Source organism: candidate division KSB1 bacterium (genome assembly GCA_034506395.1).
Taxonomy (GTDB): domain Bacteria; phylum Zhuqueibacterota; class Zhuqueibacteria; order Thermofontimicrobiales; family Thermofontimicrobiaceae; genus Thermofontimicrobium.
Window position 1 is genome coordinate 100772 of sequence record JAPDPQ010000008.1, and the last position, 18564, is coordinate 119335.

General features: G+C 46.5%; 15 protein-coding genes. 7 read left to right on the forward strand and 8 right to left on the reverse strand.

The window, feature by feature from the left end; genetic code table 11:
• The first annotated feature begins 42 nt into the window (after window positions 1-42).
• Window positions 43-621 (forward strand): hypothetical protein, encoded by a 579-nt coding sequence (locus tag ONB37_07305; GenBank protein MDZ7399951.1) that lies wholly within the window; start codon window positions 43-45, stop codon window positions 619-621.
• Window positions 622-699: 78 nt separating this feature from the next.
• Window positions 700-1440: a 23S rRNA (guanosine(2251)-2'-O)-methyltransferase RlmB gene (gene rlmB, locus ONB37_07310; protein ID MDZ7399952.1), complete on the forward strand. Its 741-nt coding sequence runs from the start codon at window positions 700-702 to the stop codon at window positions 1438-1440.
• Window positions 1441-1452: 12 nt separating this feature from the next.
• Here the strand turns inward: rlmB and ONB37_07315 are convergent, their stop codons facing one another.
• From ONB37_07315 to ONB37_07335, 5 genes are all read right to left on the reverse strand, one after another.
• Window positions 1453-2049 carry a tetratricopeptide repeat protein gene (locus ONB37_07315; protein MDZ7399953.1) on the reverse strand — a complete coding sequence of 199 codons (597 nt, stop codon included), beginning with the start codon at window positions 2047-2049 and terminating at the stop codon, window positions 1453-1455.
• A gap of 19 nt (window positions 2050-2068) precedes the next feature.
• The gene (locus ONB37_07320; GenBank protein ID MDZ7399954.1) at window positions 2069-5005 is read right to left on the reverse strand and encodes a S8 family serine peptidase; all 2937 of its coding nucleotides are present in this window, start codon (window positions 5003-5005) and stop codon (window positions 2069-2071) included.
• Between the two features lie 11 nt (window positions 5006-5016).
• A complete protein-coding gene (locus ONB37_07325) occupies window positions 5017-5397 on the reverse strand; it encodes a hypothetical protein (protein ID MDZ7399955.1) in 381 nt (126 codons plus the stop codon).
• A gap of 592 nt (window positions 5398-5989) precedes the next feature.
• Window positions 5990-6565, reverse strand: coding sequence for a hypothetical protein (locus ONB37_07330; GenBank protein ID MDZ7399956.1), 576 nt, complete (start codon window positions 6563-6565; stop codon window positions 5990-5992).
• Window positions 6562-7683 carry a GNAT family N-acetyltransferase gene (locus ONB37_07335; GenBank protein MDZ7399957.1) on the reverse strand — a complete coding sequence of 374 codons (1122 nt, stop codon included), beginning with the start codon at window positions 7681-7683 and terminating at the stop codon, window positions 6562-6564. The genes ONB37_07330 and ONB37_07335 overlap by 4 nt, the downstream gene beginning before the upstream one ends.
• On the opposite strand from ONB37_07335, the gene ONB37_07340 reads away from it, so the two are divergent.
• Entirely contained in the window at window positions 7660-7920 is a 261-nt protein-coding gene (locus tag ONB37_07340; protein ID MDZ7399958.1) for a hypothetical protein, read from the forward strand. The genes ONB37_07335 and ONB37_07340 overlap by 24 nt on opposite strands.
• Here the strand turns inward: ONB37_07340 and ONB37_07345 are convergent.
• Window positions 7900-9087: an aminotransferase class I/II-fold pyridoxal phosphate-dependent enzyme gene (locus tag ONB37_07345; GenBank protein ID MDZ7399959.1), complete on the reverse strand. Its 1188-nt coding sequence runs from the start codon at window positions 9085-9087 to the stop codon at window positions 7900-7902. The genes ONB37_07340 and ONB37_07345 overlap by 21 nt on opposite strands.
• A 332-nt stretch (window positions 9088-9419) precedes the next feature.
• Here ONB37_07345 and ONB37_07350 point away from each other — a divergent pair, with 332 nt between their 5' ends.
• The 3 genes from ONB37_07350 to ONB37_07360 are packed head-to-tail and all read left to right on the forward strand — an operon-like array spanning window position 9420 to window position 11100.
• Window positions 9420-10400 carry an NAD-dependent epimerase/dehydratase family protein gene (locus ONB37_07350; GenBank protein MDZ7399960.1) on the forward strand — a complete coding sequence of 327 codons (981 nt, stop codon included), beginning with the start codon at window positions 9420-9422 and terminating at the stop codon, window positions 10398-10400.
• Window position 10401: 1 nt separating this feature from the next.
• Window positions 10402-10857 (forward strand): Mut7-C RNAse domain-containing protein, encoded by a 456-nt coding sequence (locus tag ONB37_07355; protein MDZ7399961.1) that lies wholly within the window; start codon window positions 10402-10404, stop codon window positions 10855-10857.
• 3 nt (window positions 10858-10860) lie between these two features.
• The gene (locus tag ONB37_07360) at window positions 10861-11100 is read left to right on the forward strand and encodes a hypothetical protein (GenBank protein MDZ7399962.1); all 240 of its coding nucleotides are present in this window, start codon (window positions 10861-10863) and stop codon (window positions 11098-11100) included.
• A gap of 147 nt (window positions 11101-11247) precedes the next feature.
• On the opposite strand, the gene ONB37_07365 is transcribed toward ONB37_07360, so the two are convergent.
• On the reverse strand, window positions 11248-13320 hold the full coding sequence (locus ONB37_07365) for a S9 family peptidase (GenBank protein MDZ7399963.1): 2073 nt from the start codon (window positions 13318-13320) through the stop codon (window positions 11248-11250).
• 234 nt (window positions 13321-13554) lie between these two features.
• Window positions 13555-16107, reverse strand: a complete 2553-nt coding sequence (locus ONB37_07370) for a lamin tail domain-containing protein (protein MDZ7399964.1) — start codon at window positions 16105-16107, stop codon at window positions 13555-13557.
• A gap of 322 nt (window positions 16108-16429) precedes the next feature.
• On the opposite strand from ONB37_07370, the gene secD reads away from it, so the two are divergent.
• Window positions 16430-18526: a protein translocase subunit SecD gene (gene secD / locus ONB37_07375; protein MDZ7399965.1), complete on the forward strand. Its 2097-nt coding sequence runs from the start codon at window positions 16430-16432 to the stop codon at window positions 18524-18526.
• Window positions 18527-18564 lie beyond the last annotated feature (38 nt).

Genomic DNA, 18564 nt, shown 5'->3' on the forward strand with positions numbered 1-18564 from the left:
ACCACATTCATCTTTAACTTTTGATTCGGAGGAAGCATTTTTATGACCGTTGCTAAGGCCATCTGTCTTGTAGCGACTGTAGTGGGTATCTTAATCATCAGTTTTCCAGCTCTATTTCCGATGAGCGGGACCATATCGTCGATCATTTCGGCGGCGAGTGCGGTGCTGGTTGCTGTTGGCTCATATTTTTTTGCTTATTTGGGGCAAGGTGAAAAGATCGAAAAAATGGAGAAAAAGCATCAGCATAATATAGAGGTTCTGCAATCACAAATTGCAGATACTGGTTTAGATTTTTTTATCAAGCAATATGCAGAAGATTTGGTAGAGGTTCGTCTCATTCAGGATACGCTGAATGACATTTTAAAATACACTCAGGAAGAACCGATCAACGGCGAGGCGATCAAACAAGCGCTGCTGGGCATTCGGAGGCTGCATTTCAAAGGATTTCTTTCAAAGGCGGGGGAATTGCTCCATGCCGGTGGGCATGTGGAATTATTGAATCGGTTTTTGGGGCATTTGGAATCGATCCTCCACTCCCATCGCGAAATTCCCGATTCGCTCCGGGAGGAAATTCAACAGTTGAGAGAAATTCGGGAAACAGGGAAAAAGCGGTTGGCATGATCTATTGATCACGCTAAAAAATGAACAAATCAATGGCACGTGAATGCTATTTTTAGGGGGAGAAATTTCAATTTGACCATGTCACACATCATTTCCGGGAAAAACCCCGTCATCGAAGCCCTGCTGGCGGGACGACCGATCAACAAGATTTTTGTGGCCAGCAATATTAAATCCGGCTTGGATGCAAAACTTGTTCAATTAGCTCGTCGGCAGGGTATTCCAGTGCGGGAGGTCGATCGAAAGAAGCTGCAGGAACTGGCTGGGCATGAGAACACCCAAGGTGTGGTGGCTGTGTTGCTTGAGTATGGGTACAGCAGCGAGGAAACGATCTTCGAACGGGCGGCTCAGCGCCAGGAGCTGCCATTGATCGCGGTGCTCGATGAAATTCAGGACCCCCATAATTTGGGCGCCATAATTCGTTCGGCTGAGGCCTTTGGCTTTCATGGCGTGGTGATCCCCAAAGATCGCTCGGCCGGCCTGAGCGATACCGTGGCGAAAACCTCGGCCGGTGCCGTCGCTCATCTGCCGATCGTTCGGGTCACCAACCTGGCGCAGTGGCTGGAGAACATCAAGAGCCAGCAGATTTGGGTTGCTGGCGCCGATCAGCAGGCCGAGGTCAGTTTGTTTCATGCTGATCTGAATCGGGCGCTGGCGGTGGTCATCGGCAGCGAGGGCAAAGGCCTGCGGCGACTCGTGCGGGAGCGCTGCGATTTTCTGGTCCGCATCCCGATGGCGGGGCAGATCAACTCATTGAACGCCTCAGTGGCCGCCGCGCTGATTTTCTGCGAGGCAAGAAAACAGCGCGGATCAAACCCGTAATTGTTCCCGGCCTTAAACGATACTTCTCAATCGCTCGATCTCCTCGGCCAGGGCAGATTTCCCGTCGAAAGTCGCCACATCGGCGCTGAATGATGGGTTCAATTTCTTGACGAATGCAAGGCTCTGAGTGAAATCACCCAGGGCAAAATAGCAGGCCGCAATAACGAGATAGAGGTCTTTATAGCTGAGATTCCGATCGTGCGCGAACAGGTAATTTGAACTCAGACTCAGCGTTTTGTTGGCGCTGGAGATTGCTGAGCTATATTGCTTTTGCGCATAATAGACAAATGCCAGCCCTGCATGGACATCGACTAAAGAGGCATCGAGCGAGATCGCCTCATTAAAATTGAGAACCGCTGAAGACAAATTGGTCAATCGGGCATAGCACCAGCCAGCTCCACAATAGGCTTCGGCCGAAGTTTCGTTCCGTGAGATCGCCTGCTCAAATTTTTGCACTCCTAAAGTGTAATTGCCAGCTTCAAATTGTTCCCATCCGGCTTGGATTAATTCAGCGATCTGGCCATCGGAAATGTCGGTTCCGTGCTGAACTTCACATCCAATTATGCCCCCCAAACAGACGATGATTAAAAATATCCAAATTTGTCGCATAGATTTCAGCTCCTTCCCGCTACTTCACTAGCACCATTTTTCGATGCTCAGAGTATTTACCAGCCTCGATCGCATAAACATACAGCCCAGAGGCTACGGGTTGCCCATGATAATTGGTGCCGTCCCAGAAAAAGTGATGATCTCCAGCTTGCTGCGCCCCATCGAAGAGCACCTTCACCAATTCGCCATTCAAATTGAAAATCTTCAGCTTGACATGAGCTTCCTCTGGCAATCGATAGGCGATAGTCGTTCGAGTGTTAAAAGGATTCGGGTAGTTTTGCAGCAATTCGAACCTCTCTGGTAGTGTTGGGTTCGGTGGTGACTCTGGGTCATAAAATAGCCGAAATACCCCCAGCCGGTCAATGCTCGCAGATACGATATTATTAGCTGGGGCAATGGTGCAACTCAGCCTGTGCCAGGTGCTATCTTTCAATTGATAGATGGCGAGACGGGATTCATCCCAGCCCCCTATTGCGAGATCCTCATAAGTGAGCGTCAATGTCGCAGGTGTCGCAAAATGATAATCGGCTGGGCCAATCCGATAGGCTGGGCCAATGGCATTTGGCTCGTTATCGGTAGCGAGATCATTGAGCGGGATAATGGTGAAATAGCAGTCTTTCAAAAGACTATTTTGAGCTACGCTCAAGTTGGCTTGATCAAACTGAAAGCTCGCGGGCATGCCAGCTCTGAGCAGCTTCACGCCGAAATATTCGGTGAGGGTTGTGCTGGATCCCCCTAAAACCGTAGCAGTAATTTTGAGCGTTGCTGTTCCGCTGGTTACAAATTGATACTCACCTTTGAATATCCGCGGCTCGATAGGGTTCATGGTGATGCTACTGATCGGGGCACTGCCGAGCTGGATTGTGGCTGTGGGATTTCCCACCAGATCGTATTTCGATATCAAATAGAAGTCGATGTATTGGGACAAAGCTGGGTTCTGAAAAATTGAAACGGTGAACTGTTTTTCTGTTAATTGGCCGGTGATAAATTTAAAAGAGGATCGAGCATCAATTTTGCCGTAGCCCCATTTGTTATTGGGAACGGTCTGCGTATTAACATCGGTCCTTGGGCTGGCGATGATCGCCTGCCGGATCTGGTTGGGAGTGAGCTGTGCATTTTTTTGGAGCATGAGCGCGATGAGGCCGGAAACGTGCGGTGCGGCGAAACTGGTGCCTTTGGAAACAGCGTGTTTGCCATCCTGACAGATATAGCCATTTGGCAAGCTGTTATTCCCAGTTTTAAAGATCGAGTATTCGCTGGATGGGCTCGCATCGGCCGAGTAGCTGGCAGCGATCATCTCGCCTGGGGCGCTGATTTCCGGCTTGGTCCGGCCATCTCGCGTCGGGCCGGGGCTGGAAAAGCTCGAGGCTTGACCAATCACTAAACTCGGGAAACCCACGGAATTGCCATCGAGATCGATCCAATTGCGTTTGGTGATATAGCTGCCAACCGTGATGGCATAAAAGGCGGTTCCCGGTGTGCCTAAAATCATTGTGGGGTCGATGTTGGACGTTAGCTTCACATCTTCCATTGAGGCGCCAGCCAGCCAAAGATCGAACCGACCGGCTGAACCGATGACTGTGATCTTCCATTCCCCAGATTTTGGCGGTTTATTGGCATCGAAATCATAGATCTGGATCAAAATCTGTTTATCCCCATTGAGGTTGCTGGGGCCAGATTTGGCGTTGGAAATATAGATCGTTCCATCATCGGTTCTGAATGCGCCCTCACGACCACTGGAGATCGGTCCTTGAGTCGTTCCGCTCGGAGTCACGATCTTAACAGAGTAATTGTAGATCGCTTTGTACCAGCCCTCGAACACGATGTAATCGTCGATCTTGTCTGGCTTCGGTGTATAACTTGGGACTGAAAACCTTGTTTCGATCTCGCTAATACCAGCTCCAAAAGTCCCACTTGCGTGAATATTCTGGTCAGCCTCGTTACCAGCAGAAACCACAACCGCTTTGCAGCGGCCGTTCGGGGTGGTGAGCAAGTTATCAATCGCCTGCTCACTCAAATCCTTGCCATCGTGAGGTCCTTGGCTGCCGCCGAAACTCAAGTTAATTATATAAGGCCGATTCAACGCGCGGGCGACGCTGTCGACAAAAGCGATGCCATTCAAATAATCAGTTGTCTCGAAGTTAAAACCACCTGGCTCACGGGTAGCCTTGATGATGATCAGATCAGCTTCTGGCGCAACTCCCACATAGGTGCCAGCAGGAACACGATTGCCAAAGGCGCGACCGTTTCCAGCCGCGGTGCCAGCCACGTGAGTCCCGTGGCCAACCAAATCTTTGTGGTTGATTTGGCCAACCCCATTCAGCGCGTTATTGATCTGCGCTTCCGTGTACAGGGTTGTGCCCCATTTGAACGGACCATCCAATTGCCCGTCTCCGTTCACGTCCCCAGGAACGCTGAAATCCAGAATCGCGATGATACGCGTCGTCCCATCGGGCTTACGAAAATCCTGATGTCGCCAATCGATTCCAGTATCAATAATCCCGATAATAACCCCTTTTCCAGTAACGGCGTGCTGATTTCGCACCTCGGGGACACCGATCTCTGGTATACTGACATCATTATGAAGCTTCAGGACGCGAGAAGCCTGCAGGTAACGCACTTGAGGATGATTCGCCAAGGATTCAATCTGTTCCAAAGGAACCTGGGCGGTTACAATATCACCGATTCGGGATTGCACCAGAACGTCAAATTGGCTCAAGGTTATGTTATCCAGTGCAGTTTTGATCAATAAATTAAGGCGAGTCGCTTCTGGGAAATGGGAATGACCTGTGAGATGCTGATAGATCATTGCTCTGGTCTCTGGTTGTTCCATCATCAGCGCAATATAAGGGTCGATTTTGGCTGTGTTGGAGGAAGTGAACTCTTTCGACCATCCAGCACCTGCAGAGCTCACTAATCCGATAGCAACCAGATAAACAAGCACGCGAGTGATCATATTGTGACTCCTCAAAATTTCTGGATTTGCCCGGAGGAATCCGGGGGTTGAATTTTCAACTGTCGCGAGCCCTGAATGGATTCGACAAAGCGCATTTTCGCTAAATCATAAAGCGATCGGGCTGGCAACTTGGCAGTGTAAATTTGACCAATATTCGCCATGATCTCAATGCCTTGTTTCTTGAGCACCTCGCGATGAAGGTCAGTCAGTGGTTCGATTGATTTGAATACCACAGAGATTGTTTGATCCAATTGGCGCTGTTCGTGCAACGCTTTCACTTGTAACCGCAGGTCAGCATCGAGCTTCTGCTCAACCTCTGGATCCCGACACGATTGAATCGCGGTGAAAATCATCAGAAGCAGAGCTATTGATATTGAATGGGGGGAATTCACTGTCTGTCACCTCCAATAGGTTTGTATTCGTAAGCTTGGTAGTGAGGCTCGCCAAAAAAGCAAGCATCACCTTACAAAGCTTTAAACAATTTCTAAGGAAGAAAGATTCAAAGATGGGAGAAAATACCAACAAGATAAAAATTAAAAAAACGCGCCAATGGCCGCTATGCTATGCATGGCATACTTTGCCCAAGACCTGGTTATGTTCAAATCTGTACTAGATGAATATAGACATACTTTTATCAATTTCAAAGGAAAATTTATGAAATGTTTTTTGATTTATGAAGCAAATGCTGACTTGCGATCTAGGCCATGGAAGAATAGCAAGGAGACAAAAATCATGATCGACATATCATCGTAACAAGAATCACAGATTATCGGAGATGAGATAAGAGAATCATTTCTTGTTTTTGAAACATGATAAGATCCTTCGTTATGAGCCCCTGCATTAAAAATAGTCTGCAAAATTTGGGAGATACGATAGGATTATTTTTGGAATTGGTATGGTGTTGGTATAATTAGTTTTTTTAAAAGCGGAGATAAAGATAATTGAATCGAAGCTGTGGGGATAACGGTTGCTGTTGTGAACTGGCTACCAAGCGACAGAGATTTTCCAGCGTTGACCAAAAGGGCCGTTAATGAATACATATCCTTTTTCCCTGCCATGGCGATAAATAGCAGCAAGGTCTTTTGCTATTTGAATGGTCGTTTTTTTGACTTGTTCAACTTGGCCGTGCTGAAATAGTCGCGCCATCTTCATCGGATCGGTTGGGCGCTTTATTTCAAGCGTGCTGAACAACAGATCGTCGAGCTCGGTCTTGCGGCCGATCTTTCGAGAAACTTCATCCAGCATATCGATTCGTTCAATTCGATTTAAATCGAAGCTTTGATAGCCAGCCAAGAGGCGAAACACGAACTTTTCAAGGTGACAGCCGACGAGCCGGTGGGCAGCGGTAAGAATGTCGATGCATGCCATGATCTCAGCTTCAGAATAGACCGAAATTCGATCCCTTTGATAATCGTACAGCGCCACAAACGCAATCCCCATGCGGGAAATGTTTTTCTTGCCTCCTACATCTTCATAGGTCCTCTGTGGCTGCGCTTGAATGACATAAACTGTGCTGTTTTGCTGGCTGGCAGCCTTCGACAGCTCGCTGCAGCTAATCATACTTGCTTCTGGTAAATTCGATAGGTCTTATAAATCTTCGCTCCGATATTGCGAAGCGCTGTGTTCATTGGGTCGTTGTTTTCCAAAATCCAGGAAAATTCACCCCAATGATAACCTTTGGCAATCCCGCGACGATAGGTTTCCAAATAAAAAACCGAATCAATCCCTTTGCCTCGATACTCTTGAATGACACCCATAATGATGACCCGCAGTCGGTTAATTTTTCGACTATGGTATAAGAGCTTGAAAATGCCGAATGGAAAAAGCCGACCATTCAGCTTGATCAACGCCTGATTGATATCTGGAACAGCGAGCGAAAATCCGACCGGCCTGCCATCGACCTCTGCAAAAAATACGATATCAGGATCGATGATGGGTTTCAATTCCTCGGCAATATAATCGATCTCATGATCGGTTAACGGCACAAACCCCCAATTTTTCTCCCAAGCGTGGTTGTAAACATATTTGACTTTTTCGATCTCTTGTTCCAGGTTTTTCTTATTAATAGTTCGAAACGTGACCTGGCTCCGACATTTGATCCGTTCCACTACGCGGATCACGCGGTCTGAGATCGGCGTATTTTTATCCATGCAATATGCCCAGAGGTCCATGGCTTTGGTAAAACCATATCGCTCGAGATAGTCTTTGTAGTAAGGGGGATTATGAGCCATCATGATAACTGGCGGCGTATCGAAACCGTCGACCAAAAGGCCACACACCTCGTTCTGGGAATAATTTTCTGGGCCACGGATATAATCCAAATTCTTTTCTCGGGCCCAATCCATAACCCGATCCAGCAGCGCTTGCGCGACCGCATAATCGGGCACGGTTTCAAAAAAGCCGAAAAATCCAACGTTTTCGTGATGCACTTCATTATGACGATTGTTCAAAATCGCAACGATTGTCCCAACGGCCTCTTTCCCACGACGGGCGATGAAAAAATCTGCACTGGAGTGTTCAAAGAATGGATGCTTTTTTTTGTTGAAGGTTGCTTTCTGTTGGCTGATCAGCGGCGGCACCCAATTCGGATCTCCTTTGTATATTTTCCAGGGCAGCAGAATGAAATCTTTCAGATCTCGTTTGGATACGACCGGATGAACACTAATTTGATCGGGCATCATCTTTCTCCTTCAAGGTTAATCAACCAAGTCCGAGCGTTTGAGTTGCCGATTGAAAAACGACCGAAGACGCCAACCCGATTGGAAACCCAAGATACAACAGCTCAAGAAAAAGTGGCGGGCTACCTGGAGCCCCGCCACCGATTTATGGGGATCTTTATTGTTTATGGTCAGATCTGCAAATCATTCTTTAAATCATTTTTTGGTGTAACATCATCAGGCAATTACACCGCTTAGTTTCCCGACTTTATAGAAAGTTTCTAACACATAATCCAGCTCTGCATCAGTGTGGGTGGCCATGTAGCTGGTTCGGATCAACTGGCGCCCAGGTTCTACCGCTGGGCTGATTACTGGATTAGCGAACACCCCGTTCTCATATAACAACTTCCAGAAATAGAACGTCTTCATGTCATCGCCGATGATGATGGGGATGATCGGTGTTTCGGAGAGGCCGGTGTCATACCCCATTTCGGTGAGCCCTTGTTTCATTTTTCGGGTATTTTTCCAGAGCCGTTCCAAGCGCTCTGGTTCTGCGATGAGGATATCCACGGCTTTGCTTACAGTAGCCACGGCGGATGGGGGCATACTGGCGGAGAAGATGAATGACCGCGCATGATGTTTAATGTAATCGATGACTTTGCGCTCCCCGGCAATGAATCCGCCGATCGAAGCAAAGGATTTGCTGAATGTTCCCATGATGAGATCGATATCGTCTGTTAACCCAAAATGCTCGCCAGTTCCGCGGCCCGTCTTTCCCAAAACGCCGCACGAATGGGCATCGTCTATCATGATGCGGGCATTGTATTTTTTGGCCGCTTTGACAAGCTCGGGCAATTTAACTATATCGCCTTCCATGCTGAATACTCCGTCGGTAACGATCAGATGGCCGCTCGAATCGCTACCATTCTTGCTCAATTGCCGCTCCAGATCTTCCATGTCGTTATGCTTGTAGCGGACGACCTTACCAAAGGTTAAACGGCAGCCATCGATAATACTGGCATGGTTGGCCCGGTCACTGAAAATGATATCGTCCTTGCCAACGATCGCTGAAATCGTGCCCTGATTGGTTTGAAACCCAGTGGAGAAAACCAGCGCTGATTCTTTGCCAACAAAATTGGCCAATTTCTCCTCCAGCTCTTCATGAAGCGTCAATGTGCCATTGAGATAGCGGGATCCAGTGCATCCCGACCCAAATCGTTCCAATGCCTCGATCGCTGCTTGTTTGACACGAGGGTCTTGAGTGAGACCAAGATAGTTGTTCGAGCCGATCATGACGAACTGGCGACCATCAATCATCACGCTCGAGCCAGCTCCAGATTGGATCGCTTTGAAGTAAGGATAATAACCCTGAGCTCTGGCTTCATCCGCTCGGGTAAACTTATAGCATTTTTCAAATAGGTCCAATTCCTCTCTCCTTATTCAAGTTCATCCTGATTTAAAAATTTTTGACCACAAATATATAAATGATTTTCAAATTTGTCAAATAAAATTTTCAGCTCGGCGAAATTTGCCAGCGCCTTCGCTGAATCTAATACCAGACAGATTTGTGCCAAGGTTGTTAGAGATACTGTGAAAATCTCGAATTCTCGGTTCCGTAGAAGCAAAATTTTCTCTTGTTGTTTGGAAGGTAGTACAATTCACTGGGAACAAAGTGTCTGGGAATGATTTAAATCCTTTGACGTTGCGTTCGATGAAATTTAGTGAAAAATTTAACATACCATTTTCTAGGGAGCAAAATGAGAGCACTGATTTCCGGAGCGAATGGATTTATTGGCAGTCATCTGGTGGAGCGATTGTTGCAGGAAGGGTATGAAGTGAGATGTTTGGTACGAAAGACCAGTAACTTGCGATGGATTCAAGGATTGCCCGTTGAATTAGCCATCGGTGATCTCTCGGATGTGACAAGTTTAGCACCTTTCGTAAAGGAAATCGATTACATTTTCCATTTGAGTGGAGCGCTTCGCGCCACTACTGAATCTGAATTTTTCCAGGTCAACCAAATTGGTACACGGAATCTGCTCGAAGCCTGTCGCATGAGCTGCCCCAATTTGAAACGGTTCGTCTACATTTCAACCCAAGCTGCGGCTGGGCCGAGCCGGAGCGGCGATCCAGTGAAAGAACAGGATGAGCCCCGTCCCATCTCCCTTTATGGCAAGAGCAAATTAATGGCGGAACAGGAGGTGGCACAATTTCAGAACTATTTTCCGACCACTATCGTTCGGCCTCCAGCGGTTTATGGGCCCCGCGATGACGATCTGGTAATGCTGTTCAAATACATCAAGTTTGGCATTAAGCCGCAAGTCGGCTTTGCCGATCGATTTTTGAGTATTATTTATGTGGCTGATCTTGTCCAAGGCATTCAGCTTGCTGCCGAGCGACCAGAAGCGCAGAATCAAATTTATTTTCTTGCCAATGAGGCGCCAATCAGTTGGCTGGAATTGGAAAATGCCATTGCGAACGCGATGGGCAAACATGCGGTGACGATTCGTTTGCCTGTTTTGGCCCTCGATTTCGCTGCATGGCTAAGCGAGGGATTTGCTAAGGTGGTTCGTCACCCCGCCATTCTTAATCGCGATAAAGCCATGGAAATGAAACAGCGCTTCTGGGTGGTCGATACGTCGAAAGCCAAACAGCAACTTGGTTTCGTCGCTGCAACGCCCTTAGAGATCGGCCTTAAAGAGACTTATCAATGGTATCGACATCAGAACTGGTTATGAGATGAACTTCATTGCAGATGTCATGCTGGGGCGATTGGCCAAGTGGCTCCGCATCCTGGGATATGATACGCTCTACGATTCTCAAGCAACAGATGATGACTTATTTTTTCGAGCGCATCAGGAGAAGCGGATCTTGCTGACCCGCGACGCAAATCTGGCGGGAAGAATGAATCCGCAGTTTTGCTTGTTCATTACAGAGGCAGATGTCCGCAACCAAGTGAAGCAGGTGATCGATCGTTTTCATTTGGATACAGAATCGTTCGTATTTACGCGCTGTACGATCTGTAATGAGCTGGTTGCTCCAATATCGAGGGAGCTGACCGTTGGCCGAATTCCTGAATTCGTTTATCAATCGATTCACGAGTTTTATTATTGCCAGCGTTGCGATAAGATCTATTGGCCTGGCAGCCATATCAAACATGTTCGAGAACTATTGGCTCAATTAAAAAAGGATTAAATTATGCCAGATCCCGAGGAATTAGAACAAGAGCAGCGCAACATGCGGCTATTAAGAGCAATCGTCGATCTTACGGCTGCGATTTTGCGCCAGGGCAACTTGACCACTCCCGAAGCGATCGATTTAATTCAAGCCACTCGAAAACGGGTGCTTGAGTTGTTCCCTGGAAAAGAAGATGCGTATGATTTGATATACCGTCCCAAATTCGAACGGATTATTCGAGAGCGGCTCAATGAGAATTAGGGAGATCAAATCCGCCAGCTCAACGACTGGTTAGTTCTCCAGAAATGATTGGACAGATCTTGGTTTTTTAACTTTATAGGATATCTTGCATATAAAAAAGCCGACAGAGATTGACTGCCGGCTTTTTTACATGCATGACGAGAAAAATTACTTCCCCAGCGCCTCTTTCAGCCCCGGAATTTGCTCAGCACCGCTCGGCACTTGAATGGAAGATCCCTTGAAATCATTTCCGATAGGTTGCGCCCTTCCACCAAGATGCTGCGCAAGGAATTGTTCAGCGACGGCGTTAAATGATAGGCGGTTTTCCGGCCTTGCAAAGCCATGCCCTTCATCGGAATAGAGCACATAGGTCACAGGAATATTTTTCTCTTGCATTGCTTTCACGATCTGATCGGATTCGCTTTGCTTGACGCGCGGATCATTGGCTCCCTGTCCGATCAAAAGCGGCTTTCGGATGCGGTCGACATAAGTGAGGGGCGATCGGGAATCGAGGAATTTCCTGCCCTCCTCTGTTCGGGGATCACCGACGCGAGTGGCCCAAAGATCCATCATCGGCTTCCAATATGGCGGTATGGTTTCTAACAGGGTGCGCAGGTTCGATGGCCCAACTATATCCACCCCGCATGCGAAGACTTCTGGTGTAAAAGTTAAACCAACCAGCGTCGCATAGCCGCCATAACTTCCCCCCATAATAGCGATCTTGTTTTTATCGGCTATGCCTTCGGCGATCGCCCAATTGACCGCATCGATCAAATCATCATGCATCTTGCCAGCCCATTCAAGATTCGAAGCGTTGATAAACTCCTTGCCGAATCCGGTCGATCCGCGATAGTTCACGCTCAACACCGCATAGCCCCGATTGGCCAGCCATTGATGATAAGGATTGTATCCCCATGAATCGCGCGCCCAAGGCCCGCCATGGACAAATAGCACCATCGCTAAGGGAGCATTCGGACGCGCGTTCTGATCTGGATCGGTCCAGTGGGGCAATGTTAAATAGCTGACTAAATTAAGTCCATCTCGCGACGGAATGATCACTGGATGAATCTTTGATAACTTCACTCCCTCCAAATCGCGCCGATTGGTAAACATGAATTTTGCCTTTTTTCGGCCACGATCATATAGATAATATCGGATGGGGCCATTGTCAATTACATAAGAAACGGTCCAGAATTTATCGTCCATGGTCCGGCCAGTAATATTTATGTCACCATCAGTAACAGATTTGAGGTAATCCAGGTCTTTTTTAATTTTGGGATCAAGGACCTTCCATTCCCTCCTTAGATATTCAACCGCAACTGCCTCGATCGTCTTCTCGGTGGGATGCATCATGATATTGCTAATATCCGCCTTTGGGTCTTCAGCGATGACTTTCTTTTCATTGGTCGTTAAATCGACTGCGGTCAGCGCTGCGGTATTGCGTCCACGGCTGTCGATCATATAAAGCAAATTGCCGGTTTTATCGAAGTCGACCAGGCTAGTGGTCATCATATCTTCCATGGGGATTTTGTCGAATGGTATCCATCCACCCTGACCATCTGGCATGAACAATTCATTGCCGCCGTCTGATGTCATCCGGGAGGCGAACCGGATCTTGTAATCATCATCAGTCTCAAAGCCGAGAAAACCATCATTCCGTTGAATAAGCTGCATAGCTCCAGTCAAAATGTTGAGTCGATAGATATCATGAAACTGGGCATCACGATTATTGAGCCCAATGAGGATTTCATCAGCAAATTTGTGGCTAACATGTTGAACCTGAGCTCTGGGCCGAAGCAGCTTACCGTTTGGCAAGGTCAAAGGTTTCCCATCTGGACCAGGGATTTCCTCGAAGGGAGTTAGGTTTTTATCTTCTTTGGTGAGAATGTTAACAGCATGCACCTGCCAATTTTCGTCGCCGGCCAGATCCTGCAAATAAATAATATGATCATTGGTGTAAGCCCAAAAATAGGTCCGAATTCCCCTGATGGTATCTTTTGTGACCACGTAAGCTTTGCTTGGCTCAGTCGATGGAGCGACCCAGACATTAAGCACATTATTGACCGGAGCAAGAAAGCTGATATACTTACCATCCGGACTGATTTTCAGAGATGCTTTTTCCGGATTACCAAATAGCACATCACGGGATATAAGCTGGACCTCTTTGCCTTTTGGCTGACAGCTCATCAGCAGCACCATGATGCCCAGGCAGGCGAAAAGCAAAAATCGCGTTTTTCTCATTTCATTCCTCCGTCGGTTTGGTGATTAAAAATTTTTATCATCGAAAAATTGGATACAAGCTAAATTTGGGTCGATTAAAATAGAGACAAACACCGCTCATGTTACGGACTTTAGAGCCGGTAGTTTCATTCAAGTTTATCAGTTAGAAAAGCGCTTTATTGCATTTCATGTGGTTATTTCGTCTTGGCTAAAATCACAATTAAAACTATTTTTTCGAAAAAGAAAAAAAATAAGCTAAAGTTTCTGGCCTAAAACCACAGTCTTTTTTAACGACTTGACAACCCCCCGCTGGTAATGAATAGCCTCGAGATATACGATATAGATTCCCATACGACAAAGATGCCCATGATCGTCCCGGCCATCCCAAATGAACGAACTGGCTGTACCGCTTGGCTGATTATTGACGAGGAAACGAACTAACCGTCCGCGGATGTCGAAGATTCTAATATGAATGCGGGAGAGATTAAATGGCAACTGATAGGTAATAATGGTGACATCATCCCGACCATCGCCATCGGGCGAAAAAGGATCTGGAGCGATAGTGAGCTCAGCCTCGCTAGGAAGGATGTCGACAAAGACGCTATTGCGACGACCTGGAGTACCACCTTGGGATAGAACAACACAGGAACTCCAATTGCTGCTATCATTTGATGCAAGCAAGGGATTGATCCGCTCCAGTGAAACGCCCTTCTCGCCACCCCAAGATCCACGGTAGCTGACGGCATCAATAATATTCTTATTGGCGTCGTAGATGAAAATCTGATCCATATCATCGTTGAGCCGAGGAAGCGACTTGATGACGATCAAAGGACTCTGATTCAAATCAAAATAGTTGAGCAATGATGAGTCAGCACTAATAACGACGAAGGATTGGGGTGAAATTGGATAATATCGAGGGGCGATGGTAATTTTGGTTGCACTATCAGAATCCGTAATGCTCCAACACTGAATATCGATAGTTTTGGATGATGGGTTGAACAATTCCACCCATTCTGGTTGACCAGGGCGCGGTGAATACATGATTTCATTAATGACCAGATCCCCTGCGTTGAAGCCGACGGATAAAACGGTCGTTGCAGAGTTATTCGCTGGCCTGCTGTCCTGCTCAGCAAAAATAGTAGCGCTGCAGGCATACCGACCTGCCATTGGGGCGATGAATGGAAAAGACAGGGACGTCGATTGTTTCGAGGCTAAAGGCTGAAAAACATCAATCGGGTCACCGATGCGCTCGTCCTCTTGAAAGACTTCATTATGATTTAAATCAATAAAGCAGAGAAGTTGGAAATGAGATACGGTATTGCGTCCCACATTAACGATGCTCGCGATGATAGAGATCGGTTCTTGAGCATGGATGGCGGAAGGGACAAATTGAATGGTAGATAATTCAAGATCAAAAGCGGCTGGAGCAATGCTATTTTCCATCCCAGGCGTAGCTCCTTCGCTATGTTGGGATTGCCCCCAATTGGAGGGATCATCAGAATTGCCACTGGGATCTTTTCGCTCTAATGAGATCCCAGGCTCATTTCCCCACGAGGGAGAATATGACACTTGATCGACAACCGTACCGATTGGATCATAGAGATAAACAGCGTCTCCGTTATTGTTCAAAGCTGGCCATCCGTGAGTTGGAATGATCACAGGCGAAGTTATTTTGGAGTAATACTGCTTTAATATGGCACTTTCAGCGACAATGACAAATCCGGCGCTGGCAATTGAAAGATTTGAATCTGACAGGCGAAATTTTTGATTGATATTTGCATCAGAAAATTGCCATTCTTTGAGATTGATCGGCTGCTCTGTCGGATTAAAGATTTCAAACCACTCAGGCTGTTGACCGGCAGGTCGATACATAATTTCATTTATCACTATTTGCCTGGGCCGAAAGCCAATTTTCACCATTGTCGTCGACCAATTATCGGTCGTATCCTGATCGAGCGAAAACTTAGCGTAAACGAGAAAATTATGGATTCCGCTTGATAACGAATCCAGCATTAGGGTTGTTTGATGGAACTCATTTTTCTGAAGGGCAATCAGAACGAAAATCTGCTCCCCTAATTGCTCATCCAAGCTCGCAGATGAATCGCCATTTAGGTCTTCAAAAAAAGTCAATGTGATATCTGAGGCAGGCTGATGGCCGAGGTTCGTTACCGATGCGATTAAGGTGATGGGGTGCGCTGGCGGAGCTTCAGCAGGAGAAGCCTGGAGCGCGACTTTGATATTATGATCAAGCTGCGAGACACTATTCGGCGAGCCAGGCGTCCCATTGAGCACTTTGCTATTCGCCCAATTCCCTGAGGAATCGGAACCAGCTAAATTAATTTTTTCATCAGAATACCCAGGTGGATTGTCGACCGAATAGATATAATATGCCACTGTATCCCCACGATTCGAAATGAGGATGATTGGTTTAGGGCTGGTATTTGTTAAACCGTTCGACCCAAATGCAGCGTCATCAATGGTGACAATGAGAGCATCGGATGGGATGAGCTGATCGTATCGGCTTGAATTGCCAAAATAACCGGAATCGAGAATAATCCCAAATCTCCTTGGCGGTAGCTCGAGTCCATGCTGAACAGACACGATTTGATCGACATCCGAACCATCACTGATTTTCCATCCGTTCAGATCAACCGTATCTGAATAGCTGAGATTAAAAATTTCGATGAACTCGTCATAATAATCAGCTCCAACGGGATCAAACATGACCTCAGAAAGTACAATTTGGCTTCGAGCTGGTTGAATTCCGAAAGCGATCATCAATATGATGAGAAAGGTAATTCTCAGCAAAAGTGCATCCCTCCCGGATTGCATGGTTATTCATTAACGGATAGGTGAAGTTTTCAACTTGCTATTGATTCCATCAGTTTAGCTGCGGGGCAACAGTTGGAAATGCTATCATATAGAAGTTTTTGGTTCTTTCAAGCAAAATAAAGTAACCATTTTTTTATTCAGAGTCAATGAAAATCTTCTAACCAATTTGGTCTGGAGAAAATATATAAAAGGCGAAATACCTGATAGAAATTTCTATTGACTTTTAGTTGAAAAAAAACTATATTGTGCATTCAATGAAGAAAACTGATAATTGACTCATCTGGAGGTAGTGTTTTAAATGGAACAACAGAGTAGAAGCCTATTGTATCGATTCATATTCATTGCGGTGTTAATTCTCTTGGCCCTGTGGCAATTATACCCCACCTATAATGGTGCAAGACTGAATAAAAAGCAGGCGCAAAATTTTGCCAAGGTTCAAGAACTCGCAAATCTAGACGTCAAAGACATTAAAACCGCCTTGCTCCGAAAGAATCTTGAGTCAGTCATATTAAATTCTTTAAAAGATCCCTCTCGTGCTTCAGAGGCACGTGATTTAGCGAAGAAAATCGTTGCGCTTGATGATCAAATTTCTAACAATGAACGGAAAACCATCAAACGCGGATTGGACCTTCAAGGGGGTACCTTTTTGGTCTATGAAATGGATTTTGTCAACTTTTTGAGTAATCCGAATGTCGCAAGGAACCCAGACCGACAATTGATTGATCTTTTGAAAGCCGTAGATTATCAGTCCAAGCATGAGAATCGAGATTTTTTTGATGTTTTGCCAGAAAAATTTGAAGAGAAAGGGATTCCGCTCACACGCTATTTTGGTAAGAAGGGGGAATCCGATTCAAAAATTATTTCGAATTTACGCAGCGATTCGGAGAATGCTATTGATCGCGCCTTGGAGGTGCTGAGAAACCGAGTGGATCAATTTGGCGTATCTGAGCCATCGATTACGAAGCAAGGGAGCAGAAGAATAATTGTGGAGTTAGCTGGAATTTTAGATCCAGAGCGTGCTAAGGGAATCATTGGAAAAACTGCCCAATTGGAATTCAAATTGGTCAGAGAACCGGATCAGACTCGTTCCATTGTTTACAAAATCGATAATATTGTCAAAAAACGTCGCCAAGGATTAAAGGATACCAGTGCAGTGGCTATTGATACCTCAGTCACAAGCGCCAATCAGGATACCACTCAGCGCACGCAAAAGGTTCGAGACGAAAAAGAGGTAAATTTAGACGAGCTGTTTGGCAAAAGCCCTGAGAGCGTTCAGGAAACCGCCGGTGATACAACTTTATCAGTTGATAAAGATCTATTTGAGGGGAATCCTTTCATCGCGTTGTTCGCTCAAATTCCCAATCGCCGGGAACTGGCGGTGCCTAAACAAAACATGAAAGCCATTGATGTCATTCTGAACTATCCTGAAGTTCAGGACGTCATTCCAGATGACTCGGAATTTTTATGGAGTAAAGATCCCGAGCGAGTTGGCGATAAGGAATATTATTTTCTTTACTATGTCAAAAAAACTCCTGAGATCACAGGTGATTACATCGAAGATGCGCGCGTGAGCGTAGCTGGTGAGAGTGCAGGCCGCTCGCGGACACGAGTAGGAGAGTCGGAGGTCTTATTGTCATTCAACCCTCGGGGGGCAAAAGATTTTGCTCGGATCACAGGGGCGAATGTGGGCAAGTTCTTGGCGATCGTGTTGGACAATAAGGTTGCCTCAGCACCGCAAATTCGAGAACGTATCCCCAATGGCCAATCCAGCATTACCGGCATGAGAGGCGTTGAAGAGGCCAAAGATTTGGTCGTGGTATTAAAAGCAGGAGCCTTGCCCGCCCGATTGGAAGGGATCGAAGAGCGCACAGTTGGCCCATCTTTAGGTCAGGATTCGATTCAGAGAGGCCAATGGTCTGGTCTAATTGGAGCCGCGATCGTCTTTATCTTTATGATCATTTATTACCGATTATCTGGAGTTATCGCGGATTTTGCTGTGGTCCTTAATATTGGTTTTGTATTAGCAATTCTGGCAGCGTTTCATGCCACTCTCACCCTGCCAGGAATCGCCGGCATCATTCTCATGGTCGGTATGTCCGTAGATGCAAATGTGCTCATTTATGAGAGGATTCGGGAGGAACTCCGATCAGGTAAAACCATCAGGGCCGCGATTGACATTGGGTACAAACGAGCCTTTGTGACGATTTTGGACTCCAACCTAACCACATTATTGACCGCTTTGGTCCTTTATCAATTTGGAACTGGACCGATTCAGGGCTTTGCGGTTACTTTGATGATTGGATTGGTCGCGAATATGTTTACCGCTATCTTTGTGACACGATTTATCTTTGATTTTATTACTACGCGGTTCAAGGTGAAGGAGCTAAGCATTTAAGCTTTGCGAAGATGGACCACGATTAAATGGGGAACAGC